This window comes from Novosphingobium sp. NFX11 (assembly GCF_057376415.1).
The window spans coordinates 1,273,472-1,294,044 of sequence record NZ_CP080385.1; the positions used below are offsets into that span (position 1 = coordinate 1,273,472).

19 protein-coding genes and 6 pseudogenes are annotated in these 20,573 nt (G+C 63.0%); 11 read left to right on the forward strand and 14 right to left on the reverse strand.

From position 1 onward, the window contains the following. Window positions 1–96 precede the first annotated feature (96 nt). Window positions 97–1,305 (reverse strand): LL-diaminopimelate aminotransferase, encoded by a 1,209-nt coding sequence (locus tag KZO24_RS23655; protein WP_271184334.1) that lies wholly within the window; start codon window positions 1,303–1,305, stop codon window positions 97–99. A 35-nt stretch (window positions 1,306–1,340) separates the two neighbouring features. Continuing rightward, window positions 1,341–1,964: a DMT family transporter gene (locus tag KZO24_RS23660; protein WP_486487759.1), complete on the reverse strand. Its 624-nt coding sequence runs from the start codon at window positions 1,962–1,964 to the stop codon at window positions 1,341–1,343. Window positions 1,965–2,069: 105 nt separating this feature from the next. On the opposite strand from KZO24_RS23660, the gene KZO24_RS23665 reads away from it, so the two are divergent. Further along, the gene (locus tag KZO24_RS23665) at window positions 2,070–3,281 is read left to right on the forward strand and encodes an IS256 family transposase (RefSeq protein WP_059150834.1); all 1,212 of its coding nucleotides are present in this window, start codon (window positions 2,070–2,072) and stop codon (window positions 3,279–3,281) included. Between the two features lie 54 nt (window positions 3,282–3,335). On the opposite strand, the pseudogene KZO24_RS23670 reads toward KZO24_RS23665, so the two are convergent. Further along, window positions 3,336–3,632 (reverse strand): annotated as a pseudogene (locus KZO24_RS23670) (EamA/RhaT family transporter); the annotation flags it as partial. 158 nt (window positions 3,633–3,790) lie between these two features. Between KZO24_RS23670 and KZO24_RS23675 the strand changes: the two are divergent. Beyond that, complete coding sequence (locus KZO24_RS23675; RefSeq protein WP_370424674.1) at window positions 3,791–5,161, forward strand: aminotransferase-like domain-containing protein; 1,371 nt, start codon at window positions 3,791–3,793, stop codon at window positions 5,159–5,161. Window positions 5,162–5,416: 255 nt separating this feature from the next. On the opposite strand, the gene KZO24_RS23680 is transcribed toward KZO24_RS23675, so the two are convergent. From KZO24_RS23680 to KZO24_RS23705, 6 genes and pseudogenes are all read right to left on the reverse strand, one after another. Beyond that, on the reverse strand, window positions 5,417–5,539 hold the full coding sequence (locus KZO24_RS23680) for a hypothetical protein (RefSeq protein WP_486487319.1): 123 nt from the start codon (window positions 5,537–5,539) through the stop codon (window positions 5,417–5,419). 191 nt (window positions 5,540–5,730) lie between these two features. After that, a pseudogene (locus KZO24_RS23685) lies at window positions 5,731–5,847 on the reverse strand (oxidoreductase); the annotation flags it as partial. Next, window positions 5,845–6,053 (reverse strand): annotated as a pseudogene (locus KZO24_RS23690) (oxidoreductase); the annotation flags it as partial. The pseudogenes KZO24_RS23685 and KZO24_RS23690, both read right to left, overlap by 3 nt. Window positions 6,054–6,181: 128 nt before the next feature. Then, window positions 6,182–6,316 (reverse strand): hypothetical protein, encoded by a 135-nt coding sequence (locus KZO24_RS23695; protein WP_271184330.1) that lies wholly within the window; start codon window positions 6,314–6,316, stop codon window positions 6,182–6,184. Window positions 6,317–6,326: 10 nt separating this feature from the next. After that, a complete protein-coding gene (locus KZO24_RS23700; RefSeq protein ID WP_271184329.1) occupies window positions 6,327–6,620 on the reverse strand; it encodes a putative quinol monooxygenase in 294 nt (97 codons plus the stop codon). A 71-nt stretch (window positions 6,621–6,691) separates the two neighbouring features. Next, window positions 6,692–7,492 carry a type 1 glutamine amidotransferase domain-containing protein gene (locus KZO24_RS23705; protein ID WP_271184328.1) on the reverse strand — a complete coding sequence of 267 codons (801 nt, stop codon included), beginning with the start codon at window positions 7,490–7,492 and terminating at the stop codon, window positions 6,692–6,694. Between the two features lie 115 nt (window positions 7,493–7,607). On the opposite strand from KZO24_RS23705, the pseudogene KZO24_RS23710 reads away from it, so the two are divergent. Continuing rightward, window positions 7,608–8,515 (forward strand): annotated as a pseudogene (locus KZO24_RS23710) (LysR family transcriptional regulator). A gap of 520 nt (window positions 8,516–9,035) precedes the next feature. Here the strand turns inward: KZO24_RS23710 and KZO24_RS23715 are convergent. Further along, window positions 9,036–9,932 carry an AraC family transcriptional regulator gene (locus KZO24_RS23715; RefSeq protein WP_271184326.1) on the reverse strand — a complete coding sequence of 299 codons (897 nt, stop codon included), beginning with the start codon at window positions 9,930–9,932 and terminating at the stop codon, window positions 9,036–9,038. A gap of 189 nt (window positions 9,933–10,121) precedes the next feature. Here KZO24_RS23715 and KZO24_RS23720 point away from each other — a divergent pair, with 189 nt between their 5' ends. Beyond that, complete coding sequence (locus tag KZO24_RS23720) at window positions 10,122–10,853, forward strand: SDR family oxidoreductase (protein ID WP_271184325.1); 732 nt, start codon at window positions 10,122–10,124, stop codon at window positions 10,851–10,853. A gap of 373 nt (window positions 10,854–11,226) precedes the next feature. Here the strand turns inward: KZO24_RS23720 and KZO24_RS23725 are convergent, their stop codons facing one another. Both KZO24_RS23725 and KZO24_RS23730 read right to left on the reverse strand, forming a co-directional pair. Continuing rightward, complete coding sequence (locus KZO24_RS23725) at window positions 11,227–12,063, reverse strand: outer membrane protein (protein WP_271184324.1); 837 nt, start codon at window positions 12,061–12,063, stop codon at window positions 11,227–11,229. A gap of 135 nt (window positions 12,064–12,198) precedes the next feature. After that, window positions 12,199–13,934 (reverse strand): annotated as a pseudogene (locus tag KZO24_RS23730) (cytochrome c biogenesis protein DipZ). Window positions 13,935–14,116: 182 nt separating this feature from the next. On the opposite strand from KZO24_RS23730, the gene msrA reads away from it, so the two are divergent. From msrA to KZO24_RS23755, 5 genes are all read left to right on the forward strand, one after another. Next, window positions 14,117–14,857, forward strand: coding sequence for a peptide-methionine (S)-S-oxide reductase MsrA (gene msrA / locus KZO24_RS23735; RefSeq protein WP_271184479.1), 741 nt, complete (start codon window positions 14,117–14,119; stop codon window positions 14,855–14,857). 76 nt (window positions 14,858–14,933) lie between these two features. Beyond that, window positions 14,934–15,464, forward strand: a complete 531-nt coding sequence (locus KZO24_RS23740; protein WP_486487320.1) for a sigma-70 family RNA polymerase sigma factor — start codon at window positions 14,934–14,936, stop codon at window positions 15,462–15,464. Beyond that, window positions 15,457–16,143, forward strand: a complete 687-nt coding sequence (locus KZO24_RS23745) for an anti-sigma factor (RefSeq protein ID WP_271184321.1) — start codon at window positions 15,457–15,459, stop codon at window positions 16,141–16,143. Before KZO24_RS23740 ends, KZO24_RS23745 begins: the two co-directional genes overlap by 8 nt. 82 nt (window positions 16,144–16,225) lie before the next feature. Continuing rightward, window positions 16,226–16,786, forward strand: a complete 561-nt coding sequence (locus KZO24_RS23750) for a fasciclin domain-containing protein (protein ID WP_271184320.1) — start codon at window positions 16,226–16,228, stop codon at window positions 16,784–16,786. A 322-nt stretch (window positions 16,787–17,108) separates the two neighbouring features. After that, a protein-coding gene (locus tag KZO24_RS23755; protein WP_037517694.1) for an IS5 family transposase occupies window positions 17,109–17,943 on the forward strand; the annotation gives its coding sequence in 2 pieces (ribosomal slippage) (window positions 17,109–17,864 and window positions 17,866–17,943; 834 coding nt in all). A gap of 39 nt (window positions 17,944–17,982) precedes the next feature. On the opposite strand, the gene KZO24_RS23760 is transcribed toward KZO24_RS23755, so the two are convergent. Continuing rightward, window positions 17,983–19,290: an IS701 family transposase gene (locus tag KZO24_RS23760; protein ID WP_486487321.1), complete on the reverse strand. Its 1,308-nt coding sequence runs from the start codon at window positions 19,288–19,290 to the stop codon at window positions 17,983–17,985. A 173-nt stretch (window positions 19,291–19,463) separates the two neighbouring features. On the opposite strand from KZO24_RS23760, the gene KZO24_RS23765 reads away from it, so the two are divergent. After that, entirely contained in the window at window positions 19,464–19,748 is a 285-nt protein-coding gene (locus KZO24_RS23765) for a hypothetical protein (protein ID WP_486487322.1), read from the forward strand. Window positions 19,749–19,774: 26 nt separating this feature from the next. Next, window positions 19,775–20,110 (forward strand): annotated as a pseudogene (gene msrB, locus KZO24_RS23770) (peptide-methionine (R)-S-oxide reductase MsrB); the annotation flags it as partial. 18 nt (window positions 20,111–20,128) lie between these two features. On the opposite strand, the gene KZO24_RS23775 reads toward msrB, so the two are convergent. Beyond that, complete coding sequence (locus KZO24_RS23775; protein WP_271184319.1) at window positions 20,129–20,533, reverse strand: DoxX family protein; 405 nt, start codon at window positions 20,531–20,533, stop codon at window positions 20,129–20,131. Window positions 20,534–20,573 lie beyond the last annotated feature (40 nt).

Below are 20,573 nucleotides of genomic sequence, written 5' to 3' on the forward strand. Positions count from 1 at the left end.
CTGACCTCGCCGGCAGCGAACTTTCCCCGTTCTCCAGCAGCCAAATCCACGCTCCCCAGTGCGGTCCGTCCGCCGATGCCTCTGAAGAGCGCCATTTCAGTCTCCCTTGCCAGTGGGCACGTTCACGCCTTTCAACAGAAGATAGCGCTTGATGCTGCGCGCGGCCTGTCGAATTCGCTGCTCGTTCTCGACAAGTGCGATGCGGACATATCCTTCACCCTGTTCGCCATAGCCGACCCCCGCTGCGACAGCCACTTTCGCCTGGGTCAACAGCTCCTTCGAGAATTCGAGGCTGCCCATGTGCCGAAGGGCGGGCGGTAGCGGCGCCCATGCGAACATCGATGCGCTTGGGCTTGGTATCTCCCATCCGCAGCGGGCGAAGCTGTCGACGAGCACGTCGCGTCGCCGATGATAGAGCCGGCGGTTCTTCTCGACAACGTCCTGCGGCCCATTGAGCGCCGCGACGGCGGCAGCCTGGATCGGCGTGAAAGCGCCATAATCGAGATAGGACTTCACCCGCGCCATAGCCGCGATCAGCCTTGGGTTCCCGACAGCGAAGCCGATCCGCCATCCTGCCATGCTGTAGGTCTTGGACAGACTGGTGAACTCGACGGCGACATCCTTCGCGCCCTTCGCCTGCATGATCGATACCGTCGGCTTGCCGTCATAGTACAGCTCCGAATAGGCAAGGTCGCTCAGAACCCACAGGTCGTTCTCCTTCGCGAATGCCACCAGGCGTTCGTAGAAAGCGAGGTCAACAGTCTCCGCCGTCGGGTTGGCGGGATAGTTCGTCACCAGCAGCTTCGGGCGGGGCACGGTGAAACGCATCGCGCGCTCGAGGCTCTCGAAATAGTGCTCGTCCGGCGTGGTCGGCACGCTTCTGATCGTCGCGCCTGCGATGATGAAGCCGAACGTGTGGATCGGATAGGAGGGATTGGGAGCGAGCACGACATCACCCGGCTCGGTGATCGCGGTGGCGAGGCTGGCCAGCCCCTCCTTCGATCCCATCGTGACGATCACCTCCGTCTCGGGATCAAGTTCGACGCCGAAGCGCCGGCCGTAATAATCGGCTTGTGCCCGACGCAGGCCAAGAATGCCCTTTGACTGGGAATAGCCATGGGCATCGGGCTTGCGCGTCACCTCGATCAGCTTCTCAATGACATGATCGGGCGGAGGCAGGTCTGGATTGCCCATGCCGAGATCGATGACATCTTGCCCGGCAGCGCGCGCGGCTGCCCGCATCGCGTTGGTTTCCGCGATTACGTAGGGAGGCAGGCGCTTCATGCGATAGAACTCTTCGGTCATGGCTATGTCTCGTGAATGGACAGATCAGGTATGGATCAGGAGAAGCGCTTCGCACCGGCCACGCAGAGGATGACGATCACGGTCGATGCGATCATCGTCCATGCGACAGGCTCTCCGAGAACCACGCCTGCGAGGAGCAGACCAAGGAAGGGCTGAAGGAGCTGGAGTTGTCCGACGCCGGCGATGCCGCCAACGGCAAGGCCGCGATACCAGAACACGAAACCCAGCATCATCGAGAAGACCGAAACATAAGCGAAGCCGGACCAGGCGCGCCACCCGATGTCGGCCCAGTTCGCCGGCACTGTCGTCATGGCGAAGACGATCATGACCGGTAGCGAGAGGAGCAGAGCCCAACTGATAACCTGCCATCCGCCAAGCCGGCGGGACAGCGCCGCACCTTCAGCATAGCCCAGTCCGCACAGCACAATGGACGCCACCATCAGCAGGTCGCCGGTCAACGAACCGGCTCCACTGTTGTACAAGGCGAAACCGGCCACCGCAGCAGCCCCGATTGTCGAGAAAAACCAGAAGGCAGGTTTGGGGCGTTCGCCACCGCGCAATACGCCGAAGATGGCGGTGGACAGCGGAAGCAATCCCACGAAGACAGTTAGCGTCCGCGCTCGTGGTGTAATTTCCGGTGTAGATTGAGGCGATCGCATGGGTGGGGCATGCCCCACCCATGCGAATTCGATCTCGGTGGCCACCGGGCTCATCGGTAAGGTGGAGTTACCACACTTCACACGCCCACCGAGGAGTTGATCCCGATGACCGACGATAGATTACCGCTTGCCGAGCTGATGGCGAAGACCGGAGATGGAGATTTCCTGCGCACGATCGCCGAGAACGTATTACAGATCATCATGGAGGCCGACGTCGATGGCTTGGTCGGCGCCGGCCGGCACGAGCGTTCCGGCGATCGCACGACCTGGCGCAATGGCTACCGCGACCGCAGTCTCGACACCCGGCTCGGCACGCTCAATCTCAAGATCCCCAAACTGCGGACCGGCGCCTACTTTCCCGGCTTTCTGGAGCCAAGGAAGACCGTCGAGAAGGCGCTGGTCGCGGTGATCCAGGAAGCATGGATCGCCGGCGTCAGCACCCGGCGCGTCGATGAACTGGTGCAGGCGATGGGCATGACTGGCATCTCCAAGTCCTCGGTATCCAAGCTGTGCAAGGACATCGACGAGCGGGTCCACGCCTTCCTCAAGCGGCCGCTCGCCGGCGACTGGCCCTACCTCTGGCTCGATGCTACCTATCTCAAGGTGCGCGAGGGCGGGCGGATCGTCAGTGTCGCCGCGATAATCGCTGTGGCCGTCAACACCGAGGGCAAGCGCGAGATCGTCGGCCTGCACATCGGTCCTTCCGAAGCCGAGCCGTTCTGGTCGAGCTTCCTCAAGGACCTCGTCCGGCGCGGCCTGACCGGCGTGAAGCTGGTCATCTCCGATGCCCACGAGGGGCTCAAGGCGGCGATTACCCGCGTCATGGGCGCGACCTGGCAGCGCTGCCGCGTCCACTTCATGCGCAACGCCCTGGCCTATGTGCCCAAGGGCCAGAATACCGTCGTTGCCGCTGCAATCCGTCAGGTCTTCCTTCAGCCCGACCATGCCGCTGCGACGCAGGTCTGGCGGCAGGTCGCTGATCAGTTGCGCGCCCGCTGGCCAAAGCTCGGCGCTTGCATGGACGATGCCGAGCACGACGTGCTCGCCTACATGACCTTCCCCGAGCAGCACCGGGTCAAGCTCCACAGCACCAATCCGCTGGAACGCCTGAACAAGGAAGTGAAGCGCCGCGCCGATGTGGTCGGCATCTTCCCGAACGAGGACAGCATCATCCGCCTCGTCGGCGCCGTCCTGCTCGAGCAGAATGACGAATACCAGCTCCAGCACCGCTACATGCAGATCGAGGGCATGGCCGCCCTTGCCACACCAATGATCGAGGAGGCACAGCCGCTACAGATTACACCCAAGGCCGCCTGAAAATGCAGCCCAGTGGCCACACCCGATTTTACACCACATTGACGGACGCGACCCGAAGACAACCGAGTGTGCCGCTGTGATGTGCTGGAGAGCAAAACCGGTCAGAAGCGGGAAGCCGAGCACTACGCCGATCGAGACGATGCCGAGCGGCAGCAGGTCGGAGCGCGCGGGCCGTGCTTGCCGGAGTGCCATGAGGACGACCGCGCCAAGCAGCGCCGCGATGACGGCACGCCCCGACGTTACGAACAGCGGCGTGAAGTCCGCGACTGCGAGACGTGTCGCCGGCAGAGACCCGCTAAAGATGATGACGCCCAGGAGGCCGCTGCCCCAACCGGCTGTATTCCGTTCCATAACTCCTCGCTTTCGCGATCCGACTATTCGGAGAGGTCTGGCCAAGACAGAGACAATACAATACAAAAATTGGTAACTGTATGGATATTTTATACCATACAATCAAAAAGCGCATAGCGATGGGTCGGTTGCGCAGCGGAACCAGAACCGAAGAACTCATGGACGCAATCCGTGCGAAGATCGCAAGCCGTGCAATCGGTCCGGGGGATCGGCTGCCCTCCGTCCGAGGATTTGCTGAGACCATGTCCGTGTCTCCATCCACCGTGGTCGAGGCCTATGATCGACTGGCGGCCGAAGGGGTGATCAGTGCACGCCGAGGTTCGGGCTTCTATGTGACGGGAAGCAGCATCTCGCCGATGTCGGTTAGCGAAATGGGGCCACGCCGCGAGCGGGCCGTCGATCCGTTCTGGATTTCCCGCCAATCTCTCGACGCCGATGCTTCCATGGCCAAGCCAGGCTGTGGCTGGCTGCCAACGGACTGGATGCCCCATGCCGCACTCCGCAAGGCATTACGATCACTGGCACGCGGTGAGGATGCACTGCTGACCGAATATGGCAGCACACATGGTTCGCTGGCGCTGCGCCGCCTGCTTCTCGGTCGTTTCGCCGAAGAGGGCATCGACGTGAGCGCTGACCAGGTTCTGCTGACCGGATCCGGCACGCAGGCCATCGATCTGATCTGCCGCTTTCTGCTGCATCCCGGCGACACCGTGCTGGTCGACGACCCCGGCTATTTCAATTTCCAGGCGCTGCTGCGCGCGCACCGTGTGAAGCTGGTCGGTATTCCATTCACGTCCACCGGTCCGGACACCGCGGCATTCGAAGCGGCGCTGATTGCGCATAAGCCAAGGCTCTACATTACCAACTCCGCGCTCCACAATCCAACGGGGGCAAGCATTTCGTATCAAACGGCGCACCGCCTGCTGAGCGCTGCCGGAGCCCATGACCTCACGATCGTGGAAGACGATATCTTCGCCGATTTCGAACCATCGCCGTCGCCGCGTCTCGCGGTCCTCGACGGACTCGACCGGGTGATCCGCATAGGGAGCTTCTCCAAGACCCTCTCCGCGGCCGTGCGCTGTGGTTATATCGCGGCGCGTCGCGACTGGATCGAGGGATTGATTGATCTTCAGGTTGCGACGAGCTTCGGTGGACCTAGCCCAGTGGCAACAGAATTGATCGCCGATGTGCTGGCGGGTGGTAGCTATCGAAAGCATATGGCCGAACTGCGCCAGCGTTTGGCGCAAGCGCGGGACCATACTGCCGCACGTTTGGCGAAGTTGGGAATCATGCCATGGATCATGCCGCGAGGTGGTTTCTATCTATGGTGCCGCCTACCAGATGGCCTCGATTCCGCGGACATCGCCAGACACTGCCTGGAGGCTGGCGTTGTGCTAGCACCTGGCAACGTGTTCAGCGTGTCTCAGTCTGCGGCGCCGTTCATGCGCTTCAACGTGGCGCAATCGGACGATCACCGGGTCGAGCACGCTCTCATTCAAGCATTAGATCAATCAGTCCGACGGGAATGAAACCGCGTGAGCGGCTCGGTCGTTGGAACCTGCCATTCGCATTCTTATCGCGAACGGCAGGTTCATCCCAAGCCCAGCCCATCGCTGCCGCCCCTTAGGAGACGCTCAGAGCCAGAGTTCGGCTCCCCAGGTGCAGACCTTCCGCTCTTCTGGCAGCTCGCGACCAATAAAGGTCATCCTGAAAGAATTTTGTCGCTTCCCGTACTTTCCGCCACGTCAATCGACCTCGACGCGGGCGCCTCAGGATGGCCGGCGTCATGGGGCCGATCTTCGTGGCGGGATCTTGCGGATCGCGATTTTCAGGTCGCGCGCGGCGCCCACGAACTTCGCCGTGAAGGCTTCGGCTATGGGCCGCTCGAGGATGAAGCGCTTGGCCACGAGACAGACCTGACCCGTGTTCTGGAAGCGGAATCGCCGACCTCTTCAGGGTTCTGGTAGGGGCAGCGCGCGATCAGCGCGTCGGTGGCGGGGTCGCGCGATACGGCTTCGGATGCAAAGATCTGGGCGGGGTTGGTCAGTGTGTCGAACATCGTGGGCTCCTAAGAACGGAAGCGGGGCTGCAACGGCTGTCAGAAATTCTGGCGAGTGGGGCGGATGACGATGGCGTTGATGTCGACATCGGCGGGTTGCTCGATCGCATAGGCAATGGCACGCGCGACCGAACTGCCCGGGATCGCCTGCCGGTAGCCCTGGCTGAGCGGCTCGATCTGCGTGCCTTCGCTGACCATGAAGCCTGCGCCGGCGCGCTGGGCATAGTAGCGGGCCATCAGCGCGGTCGGCACGTCTCCGGGCTGGGCGGCGCGCTGGTGGTCTGGGGCGGCAGCACGATGCGGTTGCGCAAGGTGTGCTGGCCGAGCGGGACGGGGGTGAACAGGGCGGGGTGGCGGGTCATCATGATCTCCTCGGAGTGCGTGGATCAGCCGGCGCCTTTTGGCAGGCGCGCGGCATGGCTCCTTCCGGTCCGGCGGCGCGGAACGAAGGTGGCGGTCTGCTGCCGTCTCGTGTGGGATGGTGGCGGGTTTAGCGCCCTGGTTGCAGGCGGTGCGGCAACCCGAAGCGCCATGTCTGCGCCAGAAGTCCGATCATCTGAATTTCCTCTGCGTAGAAGGGCTGCGCGAGCAGCGCGGCGCCGATCCAGTGCTTCAGGTTGCGCATCGGGGCCTCCTCAGGCCGAAACGGGATCGAGGACGAAGGCGGTCCGCTCGGCAAGATCGCTGATCGCGGCCAGATAGGCCTGGAAGTGCGGGGTCGCGCGATGCGCGGCAACCGCGTCCGAGCCGGTGTAGAGCTCGTCCAGAACGAAGCGCGTGGGCTCGCTCTGATCCTGCCAGAGATCATAGCGCAAGTTGCCGGCTTCGGCCCGGCTCGGCGCGAGCATGCCCTCGAGCAGGGTACGGAGCTGGTCGGCAGCGCCGGGACGAGCGGTCAGGACGGCGACGATCTTCACAGGGTTGGTCATATGGGTAATCCTTGATGAATGGGTGCGCGTGGTGGCGCGCATCCGCAGCGCGCCACCTGTCATGCGCGTGCTCATGCGGCCGTCTGCGGGCCGCCGAGCGCCTCGATCATGGCCTTCGCGACTGCGTGGTCGGAGGCCGGGTTCTGGCCGGTGATCAGTTCGCGATCCACGACCACGTTGGCAACGAAATCTTCAGGAGCCGCCGAAACCTCGCCGCTGGCCAGCCGCAGGGCCTTGGGCATGTCGAAGTACAGTTCGCCCTTCAGCAGGTGCTCTTCGGCGATCTTCTCCTCGCTCGCCGAGAAAACCGTCATGCGATAACCCGCATAGATCCAACCCTTAGCGAGGTCGGTCGCCCTAGCGTCATCGCCCTCGATCAGGGCGGCCCTGTACGCTGCCGGGTCGGCCAGGGCGGCGACCACCGCGACGGGACCATGGCAGAGCAGCCCGGTCGGCTTGGCCGCCGCATGGAAGTGGCGCAGAATGGCGCCCGCCTCGCAGTCCTGCATCAGATCAACCGCCGGAGCATGGCCGCCCGGGACAAAGACGCCTGCAAATTCGTCCAGACCCTGTCCGATGACCGAGGCGAGGGTGTGGACCTCGTTCATGGCGGGGTCCTCGGCAAAGAAGTGCCGTGCGCGCTCATACGCGGCTTGGTCGCCCCCGAAATGCTGCACCGTATCCGATGCTTCGTCGATGTGCGGCTTGGTGCCGTCGGGCGTAGCGAGCACGACATCGTAGCCGGCCTCGATCAGCGCCATCGCGGGCACCACTGTCTCGTTCAGGTACTGGCCAATCGTGGCAGAGCCGCCGCCGCGCAGCTCGATCTGCGTGGCGTTGGATCCGAGGAAGAGCACTTTCGCATTGGTCATCTGAGTCTCCATTGTCTCACCGCATTTGCTGCGGACGAGTGAAAGGTGGCCCTATTCGACATATTCCAGAAGTTTATTATTCTGATTTCAGTTATACGCTCTAGAGTATGTCTGTATGCGATACGACCTCAACCTGCTCCCTATCTTTGTTGCCCTGATGGAAGAGCGGAGCGTGACGCGCGCGGCCGAGCGCGTCGGGATGACGCAGCCGGCGCTGTCCAACGCGCTCTCGCGGCTGCGCCTGATGCTGCAGGATCAGCTTTTCATCCGCGAGCGTTACGGGATCCAGCCCACCGCCGTCGCGCTGGAACTCGCGCCCGCGATCGCCGATGCGCTGGCGAAGCTCGATGATGCTGTACTGGGCCAGCAGGGCTTCGATCCCGCCAAGGCCGAGCGGGTTTTCACGATAGCGCCCAATGGTTATGTCGAGTTCGTGCTTGTCCCCGCCATCGTCGCCCGGCTCCAGCAGGTGGCGCCCTGCATCAAGCTGCGGCTGACACCCTATGGCAACGATCTGGTCGAGACCGGTGTCGTATCAGGCACCACTGCGCTGGTGCTCGGCCGCATCGTCGATCCTCCCGACAATCTCGTCGTCCAGCATCTGATGGACGAGAGCCTTGCCTGTGCCGTGCGGGCGGACCATCCCACCGTGGGCGACGCGATGACGCGCGAGCAGTTCGAGGCGCTCAAGCACGTCAACATCATACCGCCGGGGCGAATGCGCGCGGGCCTGTTCCAGGCGCTCGCGCAGCAGCAGCTCAAGCGCGAGGTGGCGATTTCGGTGACCAACTTCTTCGCGGTCGCTGAGATGGTGGCCGTCACCGACTATTGCGCGACACTGCCGTCACTGATTTGCCGGCGACTACGACAGGATTCCCGCTTGAAAATTCTTACCGCGCCGGTGGATCTAGGTACGTTTCCCGTCGAAATGGCCTGGCATGTGCGATACCGACAGGATCCGGCGCACCGCTGGCTGCGGGGCTGGTCGCGGAGATCGTGCGGGAACTGTCGGCTTCGGATTGATTGCGCCGAGCGTGCCACTTCCAACCTTTTTAAAGGGACCGCCGATCGTGCGAGTGTCGGCTCTTCGCCGAAGCCGACACTCGCCGACCAAGGCGAAAATGACGGCACTGCCCCACGATGCCGCCTACGCAATCGACCCAACGCAGATACTAGGCTTTCATTTCGAAACTCCAAAGTGCCAACCGTCAGCTATATCTCGCGGCTGTCGCTCGGAATTGTGCAATGGCGCCATCGGCAGGAGCCGCTCGCTGTGAGGGCAGCGGAGCTTTGTTCTCTGGCGTATGATCCCGAACATTCTCTCTGTCCCGATGTCGCACCCGATGTCTCGCCAAGGGGGACATAAGATGCGGACGGTTCGCAATGCTCGGAGAGCGGAACCTATGTTGCAAGCGACGACGAGCAGCGAGTGCTGTCGATCCAGTCTTTGGCGCTCTCCAAGCGCGTCATTGCCCCTGAAACGATGCGGATCACAGCTGGGCAAGTATCGTCGCCCCGCATCGAACCGAACTACGCCTCGCCCTCAAATCGCCATAGCCATCTGCGGCATTGCCCTTAACCGCTCCACGTCGCGGACAGGTGGGGCGCCGAAGAGGCGACGATATTCGCGGCTGAACTGGGAAGGACTGTCATAGCCAACGCGGAAGCCCGCCTCTGCCGCATCAAGCCGGCCGGCTAGCATCAGCGCCCGCGCTTCCTGCAACCGCAACTGCTTTTGATATTGCAGCGGAGTCATGGCGGTGGCGCGGCGGAAATGATCATGGAAGCTCGACAGGCTCATGCCGGCAAGGGCGGCAAGATGTGGTCCGCTGAATGGTTCGCGGAAATGGGTCTTGAGCCAGGCGATCGCTTTGGCCAGCTGGCTGGTGCGGCTTTCGCCGCTCGCTATCGCGCGCAGGATGCCCGCGCCCGGCCCGGTCATCAGCCGCACCAGCAATTCCCGCTCGATAAGCGGCGCGAGCAGCGGCGCGTTCGCCGGATCGCCGAGCAGCGCCGTCAACCGCGTCGCCGCGTCAATCAGTTCAGGTGTCATCGGATGCAGCGTCATCCCGCCCCTCTCCTCCGTGCCTGCCGGCAGAGGCGGCAGGGTTAACGCGATCTCCGACAACAGGGCGGGGTCGAGATAGAGGCAGAAGCAGAGATAAGGCGCGTCCGCGCTCGCCTGCGTCACAGCGCCTGTGATGGGCAGGTCGAGTGAGGCGACGAGATAGCTGGCAGGGCCATAGTTGATCACCGCATCGCCCAGCAGCACGCGCTTGCTGCCCTGCGCGATGATGCACAGCGCCGGACGCTGCACCATATGCACCGACTCGCCACCCCGGCCCGAGCGGACCAGCGTGAGCCGAGCGATGGGCGTCTCGATGATACCGTCTCGCTCGGCGTATCGGGCAATCTGCTGAGCCAGTTCTTGATGCGCCATCAGCGCCTCTCCTAAAGCAGTCGGTACGATCAGCCTACACGGCTGATAGAGACCGATCCAGCGCGGCGCTATAAATCTGGAATATCGTGCAATCAACCCGGATGACCGTTCTACCTCCTTCCGACCAGATAGCGCCATCTAAGGGGCATCGGATCGATGGTTCGGTCTGTCTGAACGGGAGTGACTATCATGGCCATAGAGGACAAGGTCATCGCGATTACCGGCGCCAGCAGCGGCATCGGCGAAGGCACGGCGCGGCTCCTGGCGGCGCGCGGCGCGAAGCTGATGCTGGGCGCACGCCGCACCGACCGGCTCGCAGCGCTGGCGGAGGAGTTGAACGCAGCGGGAGGCACAGTCGCCTTCCGGTCACTCGATGTCACCGACCGCGGCGATTTCGAGGCGTTCATCGCCGCGACCGAAGCCGAATATGGCCGCGTTGATGTGCTGGTCAACAATGCGGGGCTGATGCCGCTGTCGCGCTTCGACAGCCTGAAGGTTGACGAATGGGACCGTATGATCGACGTCAACATCCGCGGTGTCCTGCACGGCATAGCCGCCGCCCTCCCCCGCTTCAAAAGCCAGGGCAGCGGCCAGTTCGTCAACATTTCTTCGATCGGTGGCTATGCCGTGTGGCCGACCTGCGGCGTCTACAGCGCGACAAAATATGCAGTGCGCGCCATCTCGGAGGCGCTGCGCATGGAGCATGACGACATTCGCGTCACCATCATCGCGCCGGGCGTCGTGGAATCGGAACTGGCCCACACGATCACCGATCCGGTCGCGGCGCAGGCCATGGTCGATTTCCGCTCCATCGCGCTCACCCCGGACGCGATCGCGCGCGCCATCGCCTATGCAGTGGAGCAGCCGGCGGATGTGGACGTTAATACGTTGATCGTCCGGCCGGTTCGCTCAACAATCTGACGAGGATGGGGGGCATGCGCATATTGCCCCGATAACCCGGCAGCAGCCAAGGTCCTATGCGCTCCTGAATTTCTCGAAGCCTCTAGAGGATAAAGGCGGCCAAACGGTGCAACCTCTCGAATTATTAATACAAAGCTGACTGCCCAAAATGGCGCTCGATCTGGCGCTCGCCCTTGTCCGAACCGCCCCTTCTCGGACTCTCAGCGGTCACTTTTCGTTATCCAGTTGCGGACGTGCAGCTTCCCCTTTTCTGAAGGCCCAAGACTGCCCGTAAGGAACTTCGAGTTTAAAGCCCGGACGTTTGGCGGTGTGACCAATGAGGGCAATTGCGAGGTGGAGCAAGATGTTCGCAACTGCCCTCAGGTCAGCGCGATCAGAAGCGGAAGCTGCTGGTCACCATGACGCTCTGGGTGTCGAACTTGTCGCCACGATTGATGCTGGCTCCGCCCGAAGGGGTAATGCGGAAGGGATTGGTCGCAGGCGCCGTGCCGGCACCGACATCGACACGGTAATCGCCGGCATTGTAGCGGGTATAGAGATAGCGCGCACCGATCGAGAAGTTCTGCGCGACCTTGGCTTCAACGCCGCCACCGACGTTCCAGCCCCAGGCATCTTCCTTGCGGTTCACTTCCGTAAAGCTGTTCGCCCCGTTGCTGGTGGTGAAGCTGTTGCTCACCTTGGCGTAGGACAGGCCGCCCGTCACATAGGGCATGATGCCGCTGCGCGTTGTCACGCCGAGCCGGGCACGCAGATTGCCGTTCCAGTCGATCTGACGGCGCATGGTGTAGTAGGCAGGCGTCGTCGAATATTCGCTCACGGCATCGTCGATGTACGTCTTGCCCGCTTCGGCGACCACGCCCGCGACGATGCTGCCGAACTGCCGGTCGTACCCGACATGGCCCATCCAGCTCAGCGCATCCTTGTCGCCCCGGCAGCCGCTGGCCGGTGTCGAACCACGCGCTGCGCCGCCGCACGTGCCTGGTGAGAACGCGTTTGCGCCGGTGGTCGTCGTGACCGTGTCGTTGAAGGTGCCGTCGGCATTGGTGTCGAAGCGAAGATGCTCGTTGTTGTCGCTCTTCTGGAACGTGTAGCCGATCGAGCCGCCGACATACGGGCCGCTCCAGTCCACCGCGTCCCCGTCCTGCGCAAAAGCTGGCGCGGTAAGAGCGAGCGCCATCACGCCCAACGGCGCAAAGTACAGTGCCCTCATGGAAATCCTCCTTATCAGACGGCCAACTCAGCCGCTGTCGGAAGGGCAAACTGCGAGGGCCAAAGTTTGGTTGCGCCGGCTTACCATGACGTTTTGTTGCCCATGTGCCATTGTGTGCACAGCCGATGGCACGCCTCAGCCGAACGTGAATGCGTAGGCCTGAACGCCCGGGTCGAGGAACTCGATCGCGAAAGTCCGCTCCGCCATGCCGCCTTGCATCCTGACCAGCTGGTAGAGCCGCTGGCTCTCGACCGCTCCGTTACCGCTGGCATCGACGTCGGCGCCATGGTCGGCTCCGGGGGCCTTGCCGTCGATGGTCACGCGGAACCGTACCCGCTGCCCCGACCGGGTCGGGCCGAGCACAAGGTGCAGGTCGCGCGCATAAAAGCGATAGACGATGCGGCCTCCGGCGGCCTCGAGCGAAGCCTGTTCGCGCCCGACCGTCCATGTGCCGCCGAGTGCCCAGTCGTCCCTGCGCGGTGATGCAGGGACCGCGTAGTCGTGACGAGTATCGCGCACGAGACCGCCCGGCGAGACGAACCGTTGCGCCTTTCCATAGCCGAGATAGGTTTCCGGCGATCGCGCCTTGCCCTGCCCCGCAGCGGCTCCGGTTCCGGTCGCCGACACGGTGACGGTCCCGGAATTACCCACCGCGTTTCCATTCTCTGCCAGCAAGCGCTGGATCACCCTCTCCGACTGCGCATAATCGCCTTCGCCGAAATGGTGGTAACGGATGCGGCCCTTGCCATCGATGAAGTAGTGGGCGGGCCAGTAGCGGTTGCGGAACGCGCGCCAGACGGCATGGTCGTTATCGATCGCGACCGGATAGGCGATGTCGAGGTCGTGCACCGCCTTGCGGACATTGGCGGGGTCCTTCTCGAACGCGAACTCGGGCGTGTGGACGCCGATGACGACCAGCCCCTGGTCCCGGTACTTCTCCGCCCAGGCCCGCACGTAGGGCAGCGAGCGCAGGCAGTTGATGCAGCTGTAGGTCCAGAAATCGACCAGAACGACTTTCCCGCGCAGCAACTGCGGGGTCAGCGGCGGCGAGTTGATCCACTCACCGGCCCCAGCGAGCGAGGGGACCGGGCCTTCGTCGGCCAGTCGTCCGCCTTTGCCCATCGCAGCTGAAGGCATGGCATCATCCGGATGGAACCGGTCGAGCAGGCCCTGCTCGAAACGCGTGGTGCCTGACAGCGAGAGCCGCGTCAGCAGTCCGGTATCCAGCCCCAGCGCGATCGCGGCGACGCCGATCAGCACGGCGACGCCCAGAACCTTGCGGATCCGCTCGCCCACGCCGATCGAGCGCTTCATCGCGGCGAAGACCTTGCCGCCCACCAGCAAGGCCAGAGCCAGCGAAGTCGCGGCGCCTGCCGCGTAAGCCAGCAACAGCAGGCTCGTATGCGCGCTTGCGCCCTGCAGCGCGGCTCCGGTGAGGACGAGCCCCAGCACGGGCCCCGCGCAAGGCGCCCACAGCAGGCCGGTGGCGACGCCCAGCAGGAGCGAGGCAAAGAAACTCGATGCGCCGTGATCCGCCCGGTCAGCGGATTGGGATAGCCTTCCGCCCAACGCCACCAGCGGACGCGTCGCCCGGTCGGCAAGCGCGGGATACAGCAGCAGCAGCCCGAAGGCGGCAAGCACGACAAGCGCCGCGATCCGGCCATAGGCATTCGCCTGGACCGCCCATCCTCCCCGACCGCCGCCAGCGTCGCTACGGCGGCAAAGGTCATCGCCATGCCCAGCAGCAACGGCAGGCCGCTACGCAGGAACGGCCTGTCGGCGCGCGCGAAGACGAAAGGCAGCACAGGCAGGATGCATGGGCTGATGATCGTCAGCACACCGCCCAGGTAAGCCAGCAGAAAAAGGATCATTGGTATCGCCGCCTTGCCGCAGATGCCGAAGCGCGCGGCGCTCCGATGCGTCGGCGGATTCGGTATTGCGGTCCATAGACGCTTGCGCACCATAATGATCCATGAATGACGGCGGCATGCATCCTTCCGCCAGCTTGCATCGTATATTCACGCAGGAACCACGAAGCCGGAAAGCCTTGTTCATGAAGCGTATCGCCAGCATCGCCATGCTCGTTGTTACCGTCACTGCAGGTATGGCGGGAGCGACGGCGCTCATGCGCAAGAACAGCGCTCAAGCCGCCCCGACGCAGGCCGTATTCCGCATCCAGGCACCGACATTCCAGGCCTCGGAGGTAGGCAAGCGCGAAACCGCCGTCTTCGCGGGCGGATGCTTCTGGGGCGTTCAGGGCGTATATCAGCATGTCCGGGGCGTGAGCAGCGCGGTATCGGGCTATGCGGGAGGCGATCGGGAAAACGCGAAATACGCCGTAGTTTCACGCGGGAGCACGGGCCATGCCGAGGCAGTGAAGGTGACGTACGACCCCCGGCAGGTCAGCTACGGACAATTACTGCACGTATTCTTCTCGGTGATCGCGGACCCCACGATGCTCAATGCGCAGGGACCGGATCGCGGCACCCAGTATCGCAGCGCGCTGTTCCCCCAGTCGCCGGGACAGCGCGAGACCGCGGAGCGATATATTGCCCAACTCGGCAAGGCAGGTGCCTGGAAGCGCCCCATCGTCACGCGCGTGGAGCCGTTTAAGGGCTTCTACCCAGCGGAAGCCTACCATCAGGACTACCTGACCCTGCACCCGGATTCGGCCTATATCCGCCGCAACGACCTGCCGAAGGTCACCGCGCTTAAAGCGACGTTCCCGGCGCTCTATCGCAGCAATCCCGTTCTCGTGTCCGGGCCGGGCACAAGTTCTGCGAAGGATCGTTGATCCTTCGGCGTAGCAGGGACGAGACCGGCGAATGCATGAAGCGAGTTCTGCCTCACGGTCGGAAAACCGGGCACTTTTGGTCTCGGCGATCCATCTCGCCGCCAGCGGCGATGCGGCCGGATTGCGCAATGTCTATGACCTCACCTCCGCCAAGCTATTCGGTATTTGCCTTCGCATCTGCGCGGACCGGGAAGCGGCGGAGGATGTGCTACAGGATGTCTACGTGAAGGTCTGGAGACGGGCGGCGTCATTCGACGCCTCTCGGGCCAGTCCCGTAAGTTGGCTCGCCACGATCGCGCGCAACGCCGCCGTCGACTGGCGCCGAGCCGAACATCGCCATGACGCCATGCCCGATAAAGCGATGGCCGCAATCGCGGACGATGCGCCGCTCGCCGATGCGCTGATGGAAGGCGATGAGGAAAGGCGCAGGCTGCTTGTCTGCCTCGAAGGCCTTCCCAGCGAGCAGTCCAGCGCCATCCGCAGCGCGTTCCTTCAGGGCTTTACCTACCAGCAGTTGGCGGAACGCAGCGATACGCCGCTCGGCACGGTCAAGAGCTGGATCCGGCGCGGCATGCTCAGGCTTAAGGATTGCCTGGGCCATGGTTGACGCAGCCGAGGAACAGGATCGCGGTGCTCTCGCCGCTGAACTCGCGCTGGGGCTGCTGGAAGGAGCCGAGCGAGCGCAGGCCTTGCGCTTGTGCCTATCCGATCCGGTCTTTGCACGCGAGGTGGAAGGATGGACCACAAGGCTATCTCCTTTACTCGATACGCTCCCGCCCGTCCTGCCTTCGTCCCGGGTCTGGCATACGGTAGCGGCGCGCATCGGAGCCGCCCCGGAGGCGCCAAGCCTGAACCGACTGCATGCTTGGCGAGCGGGTGCGCTGATGTCTGGAGCCGTCGCGGCAGCGCTCGCCCTATTCATCGTACTGCGCCCGGTCGAGCCGACTGCACGCATGCCAATGGCCGTCTCGCAGCTAAAGGGGACCGATGAGGCGCAAGTTCTCGCCATCAGCTACGACCCGCGGAAAGGCATCCTGCAGGTCGGCTCGCAGGCGGAGCCCGGCGACGGCAAGCGCGCCGAGCTATGGGTCATCCCGCAGGACGGCGTCCCGCGCTCGCTGGGAATGATGGCGCACCAGGGAGGCGCCATTCCCGTCGATCCCGCAATGCGCCCGCTTATTGCTGCGGGAGCGACGCTAGCCGTTACTATGGAAGATCCCGCCACCGCGCCCCATGCCGCGCCGAGCAGCCTGCCGGTGATGACGGGAAAAATCTCGATGATCTGATTTCTCCTGCATCCGGACCGGCATGCGCTCCGTATCTTCGGGGCATTCCATCCAAAGGAGTGCGCGAAAGAGGATCCCTGACATGCAAGCATTATCCCGCAAGTTCGCCTCCGGCCTGGCCGCCGCCCTGTTGCTCAGCGGCGGCGTAGCCATTGCGGCCAAGAACCCGATGGTGGGCGGCGCCGCGATGTATTCGACCAAGGACATCGTCGACAACGCCGTCAACTCCAGGGACCACACCACCCTCGTCGCCGCGGTTAAGGCTGCTGGGCTCGTCGATACGCTGAAGGGCCCCGGTCCGTTCACCGTCTTCGCGCCCACCAACGCCGCTTTCGCCAAGCTGCCCAAGGGCACCCTGGATTCGCTGCTCAAGCCTGAAAACAAGGCGATGCTGACGAAAGTGCTGACCTACCACGTCGTCGCGGGCCGCGTGACCGCCGCCGACATCGCCGCCAACGCCAAGGCCCATGGCGGCAAGGCCATGCTGACGACGGTAGAGGGCGAGAAGCTGACCGCCTGGAAAGACAAGGCCGGAGCCTGGTGGCTAACCGATGCCAAGAGCGGCAAGGCGAAGATCACCATCGCCAACGTCATGCAATCAAACGGTGTCATCCACGTGGTCGACACCGTGCTGATGCCCTGACCACGATTTCAACGACACATGGGGCTTGTGGGCCGTTGGCCCGCCGCCCCATGTATCTCCTGCATACTTTCAAGCGACAGGATTTTCGCGGCCATGACTTCGAGCTTTTTTCCTTGGACCGCCGCGCCTTCACGTCGGCGGGGTTCGTTGCAGGCGCGATTGCACTGACAGTTGGACCATCTGTCGGCGCTCCGGCGGCAAGTCTCCGCCTGCCGGACGCGGAATGGCGCCGACGCCTATCCCCTCAGAGCCTGCCCCAAAAGTTGTTGAGCAATACCAGTATGTTGTGATTCAGTCCGTCCTGCGAGAGATGGAGTGATCAATGACATGGACTGGTATTGCCCGGCAGGAGCATAGCCGGAAAGGATTGCGCTATTCCAGCGATATGACGGACCGGGAGTGGGAATTGGCGGCACCGTTCATCCCGCCAGCCAAGCGCGGAGGTCGTCGTCGGACGACAGATATGCGCGAAGTAGTGAATGCCTTGCTTTACATAGCAGCCAGCGGCTGCGCTTGGCGGCTTCTGCCCAAATGCTTTCCGCCGGTCTCGACTGTGCAGCGCTATTTCTACGCTTGGCGCAACACCGGTTTGCTCGAAGCCATGAACACGATGCTGGTGTTGAACCTGCGCGAGATCGAAGGGCGCGAAGCCTCGCCGAGCGCCGGTGTGATCGACAGCCAGTCAGTTAAAACCACCGAAAGCGGCGGCCCTTGCGGGTATGACGCGGGCAAGAAGATCAAGGGCCGCAAGCGGCATATCCTGACCGACACCTGCGGCTTTCTCATCTTTATCCTCGTCCACACCGCCGACATCCAGGACCGCGACGGTGCCGTCGATGTCCTAAAGGCCGTGCGGAAACGCTTCCCGTGGCTGCGGCATGTTTTTGCCGATGGGGGCTATGCCGGCAACAAGCTCCGTACTGCCCTTGCCGGATCAGGGGCTTGGACGATCGAGATCATAAAGCGTTCGGACAAGGCGAAGGGCTTCCAGGTTCTCCCGCGGCGGTGGGTCGTCGAACGCACCTTCGCATGGCTTGGCCGATGCCGCCGCCTCGCCAAGGATTGGGAAACTACCATCAGAATCCTCCACGGCATGGATAACGATAGCCTCCATCCGCATGCTCACCCGCAGAACTGCAAGGTATTGCTACGCTTGAGAAACTTCTGAGTCAGGCACTCAGCTCGACTTTGTACGATCAGGTAGCGAAGCATAGTGCCTGAGCCATGCGTTTTAGGCGGGTTGTGGGAATATAGTGCGGTTCTGGGTGCGGCGGGGAGTGTTGATTAATGTCGCCGACCCAGAGTTGGAGACGGACAGCTCCGATGGCATCACTGAATGTCAGGTTGGTTTTTCGATACCAGGCGGCGGAATAAGGGGTGCTTTTAATGGTCAACAGATCGCAGGCCCATAGCGATATTAGGCTGTAGAGACCCAGCAGCGCCGGCGTGGTTCGCGTTATGGCTTTGTCGGTCCACTGGCGCTGTGTTTCGACACCAAGGTGAGCGCGGGTTTCTGCAAAGGTGACCTCGATCTGCCATCGGCGGACGTAGAGGGCGATTATCTCGGCGGGCTCGAGGGTGATGTCGGTACTGAAGAAGGCCTGCGGGTCGCGCTTTGCGTCAGGATCGCGAACCAGGACCCAGCGAACCGGCAAGACCGGGGTGCCGGGCCTGTACCATAGGGCGATGTCAGATGTGATCTCGAGCGTCTTGCCGCCCGCATGGCCATACCAGGCAGAGACGAGAATGCTGGTCCAGCGTGTCGCCGGGTTGGCGAGGAGCGTCTTGAGTTTTGGTAGTGCTCGCCCTTTCTGTGCGGGGCGCCCCATCGTGCGTGCCGTTCGCCTCGCAGGCTGTGCAAACAAGTTGGCATCGAGCCGCAGGCGGCTGATGAGTGTGGCCCGGCGAACAATTGCATGTGCCAGTTCGTGGACAGCAAAGCTGCTGTCGCCAATGAAGATGATCCGCCGACCCGGCAGCCAGCGAGACAGCTGCAACGCGCCCTGCCGGGCCCAGTCCGTCAGCAATTTATGACGACAGCCGCGTTGACGGTTCGATCGTTCCGAAGGAGCGAGCAACGTCAAGACTGGCAGCGCCTTGATCAGGCGGGTCCATGACACCGGGGTGAGCACCATAAAGCTGAGCCAGCGCAGTCCGCTAGCTTTGACGAAATGGCCGTGACTGGAGCGGACCGGGTCGCGGTAGATACCCCGTGCGGTGATCCGGCGCCCCCATCGCCGCTCAATGGTGTCGTCCATACCGATGACCACAGGACCATCGGGGACGATCCGCTCGACCACAATGCCCAGTAAACGCCTGGCAACGGCGCGGGAGCTCCAGCGGGCGCGGTTGAGGATCTGGTGATAGGTTGCAAAGTTGGCAGCATCGGCCCGGCCGGTCACACGCAGGCAAGACGTGACGGTCCGTTTGCCCGTGGCCAGCAGCCCCCCATCACAAGAACAAGTACATGCTCCCAACTGGGAGCCGTAAAGCAGGGACGCCATGCCTGCAGCCATTGGCGCAGGATCTGGGGGACGGGATCGCCGATCACGGCCTTGTTCTGGTCCAACATCCCATGCTTCGAATCCTGACTGAAGCACGTTGCAACGCTTAGGCTGTTGCCATGCGGTGAGGTGACTCGAATATGCTGTGACCTGACGGCGACAATGGATGCACCATGAAAGACGAGGAAATCATTCTGCGCATCGAAACGTTCGACGCGGCCAACGGCGGCGGCGTCGGATGGTATGAGAACAAAGGCGCTTACCATCTCTATCTGCTGGCAACCGAGGCACCCATCGCCCACCTCAAGCCTGTCGGCACGCGTGACGAAGTCAGGCTCGGCTACTGGTCACACCAGCGAAAATGGGAAGATATCGATGATATGGGCGGATGCGTCTTGCCCCTCGATCAAGCACTCGACCACGTCGCTGAAAACAGCATCTTCTGGACTTGGACCTGATCAAAAACGTACAAAGTCGAGCTCAGGCCTATGCGGTGCTGCGACAGGGGAGTACCGAGCGTCCCTATTCGAGCCCGCTCCTCAAGGAACACCGCAAGGGTCGCTTCCTGTGCGCGGGCTGCGACCTGCCCTTGTTTTCGTCCACTACCAAGTTCGATAGCGGAACGGGGTGGCCCAGTTTCTGGAACCATTTCCCGAGCGCCCTGAAGATCGTTACCGATCGCTCCATGGGCATGGTTCGCAGGGAGGTGCGTTGCGCCCGCTGCGACGGGCACCTCGGCCACGTCTTCGACGATGGGCCACCCCCTACCGGACTGCGTTACTGCATGAATGGCGCTGCGCTGGCATTCCGGTCCGCCTGACGCGCGCCACCGGGATGGTCAGGTGCGTGGCCGGAAAGGCCAGGTCGTGACGCTCGTCGCCCATAACGGCCACCAGATAAGCACCGGCTGTAAGGCAAGGCGTGGTAAGTGGTAGGCCAGTCCCAGTCCGTAGCCCGGCTTCGCAAGGTCGAGCAGCATGTGCTGGACATTCGCCGGCCAGACGCACAGGGTGTAAGCGGCGATCCCCCACGCCGCCGCAGCGCGAAGCCGAGGCTTCCAAGGCTGCCCGATTCCCGCGGCACCGGCGATCTCGGCAAGACCGGTCAGCATGACGACTAAGGCAGGCGCAGGAACCCAATCCGGGATGATCGCGACGAATGGTGCCGAGATCGCCAAATGTAGCGTGCCAGCTACGGCATAGAGTATCGCCAGCACTACACAGGAATATCTACGGGCTCTCATGTTTGCAGGATCGTACAATCCACCAAATTAGTCACGAGTG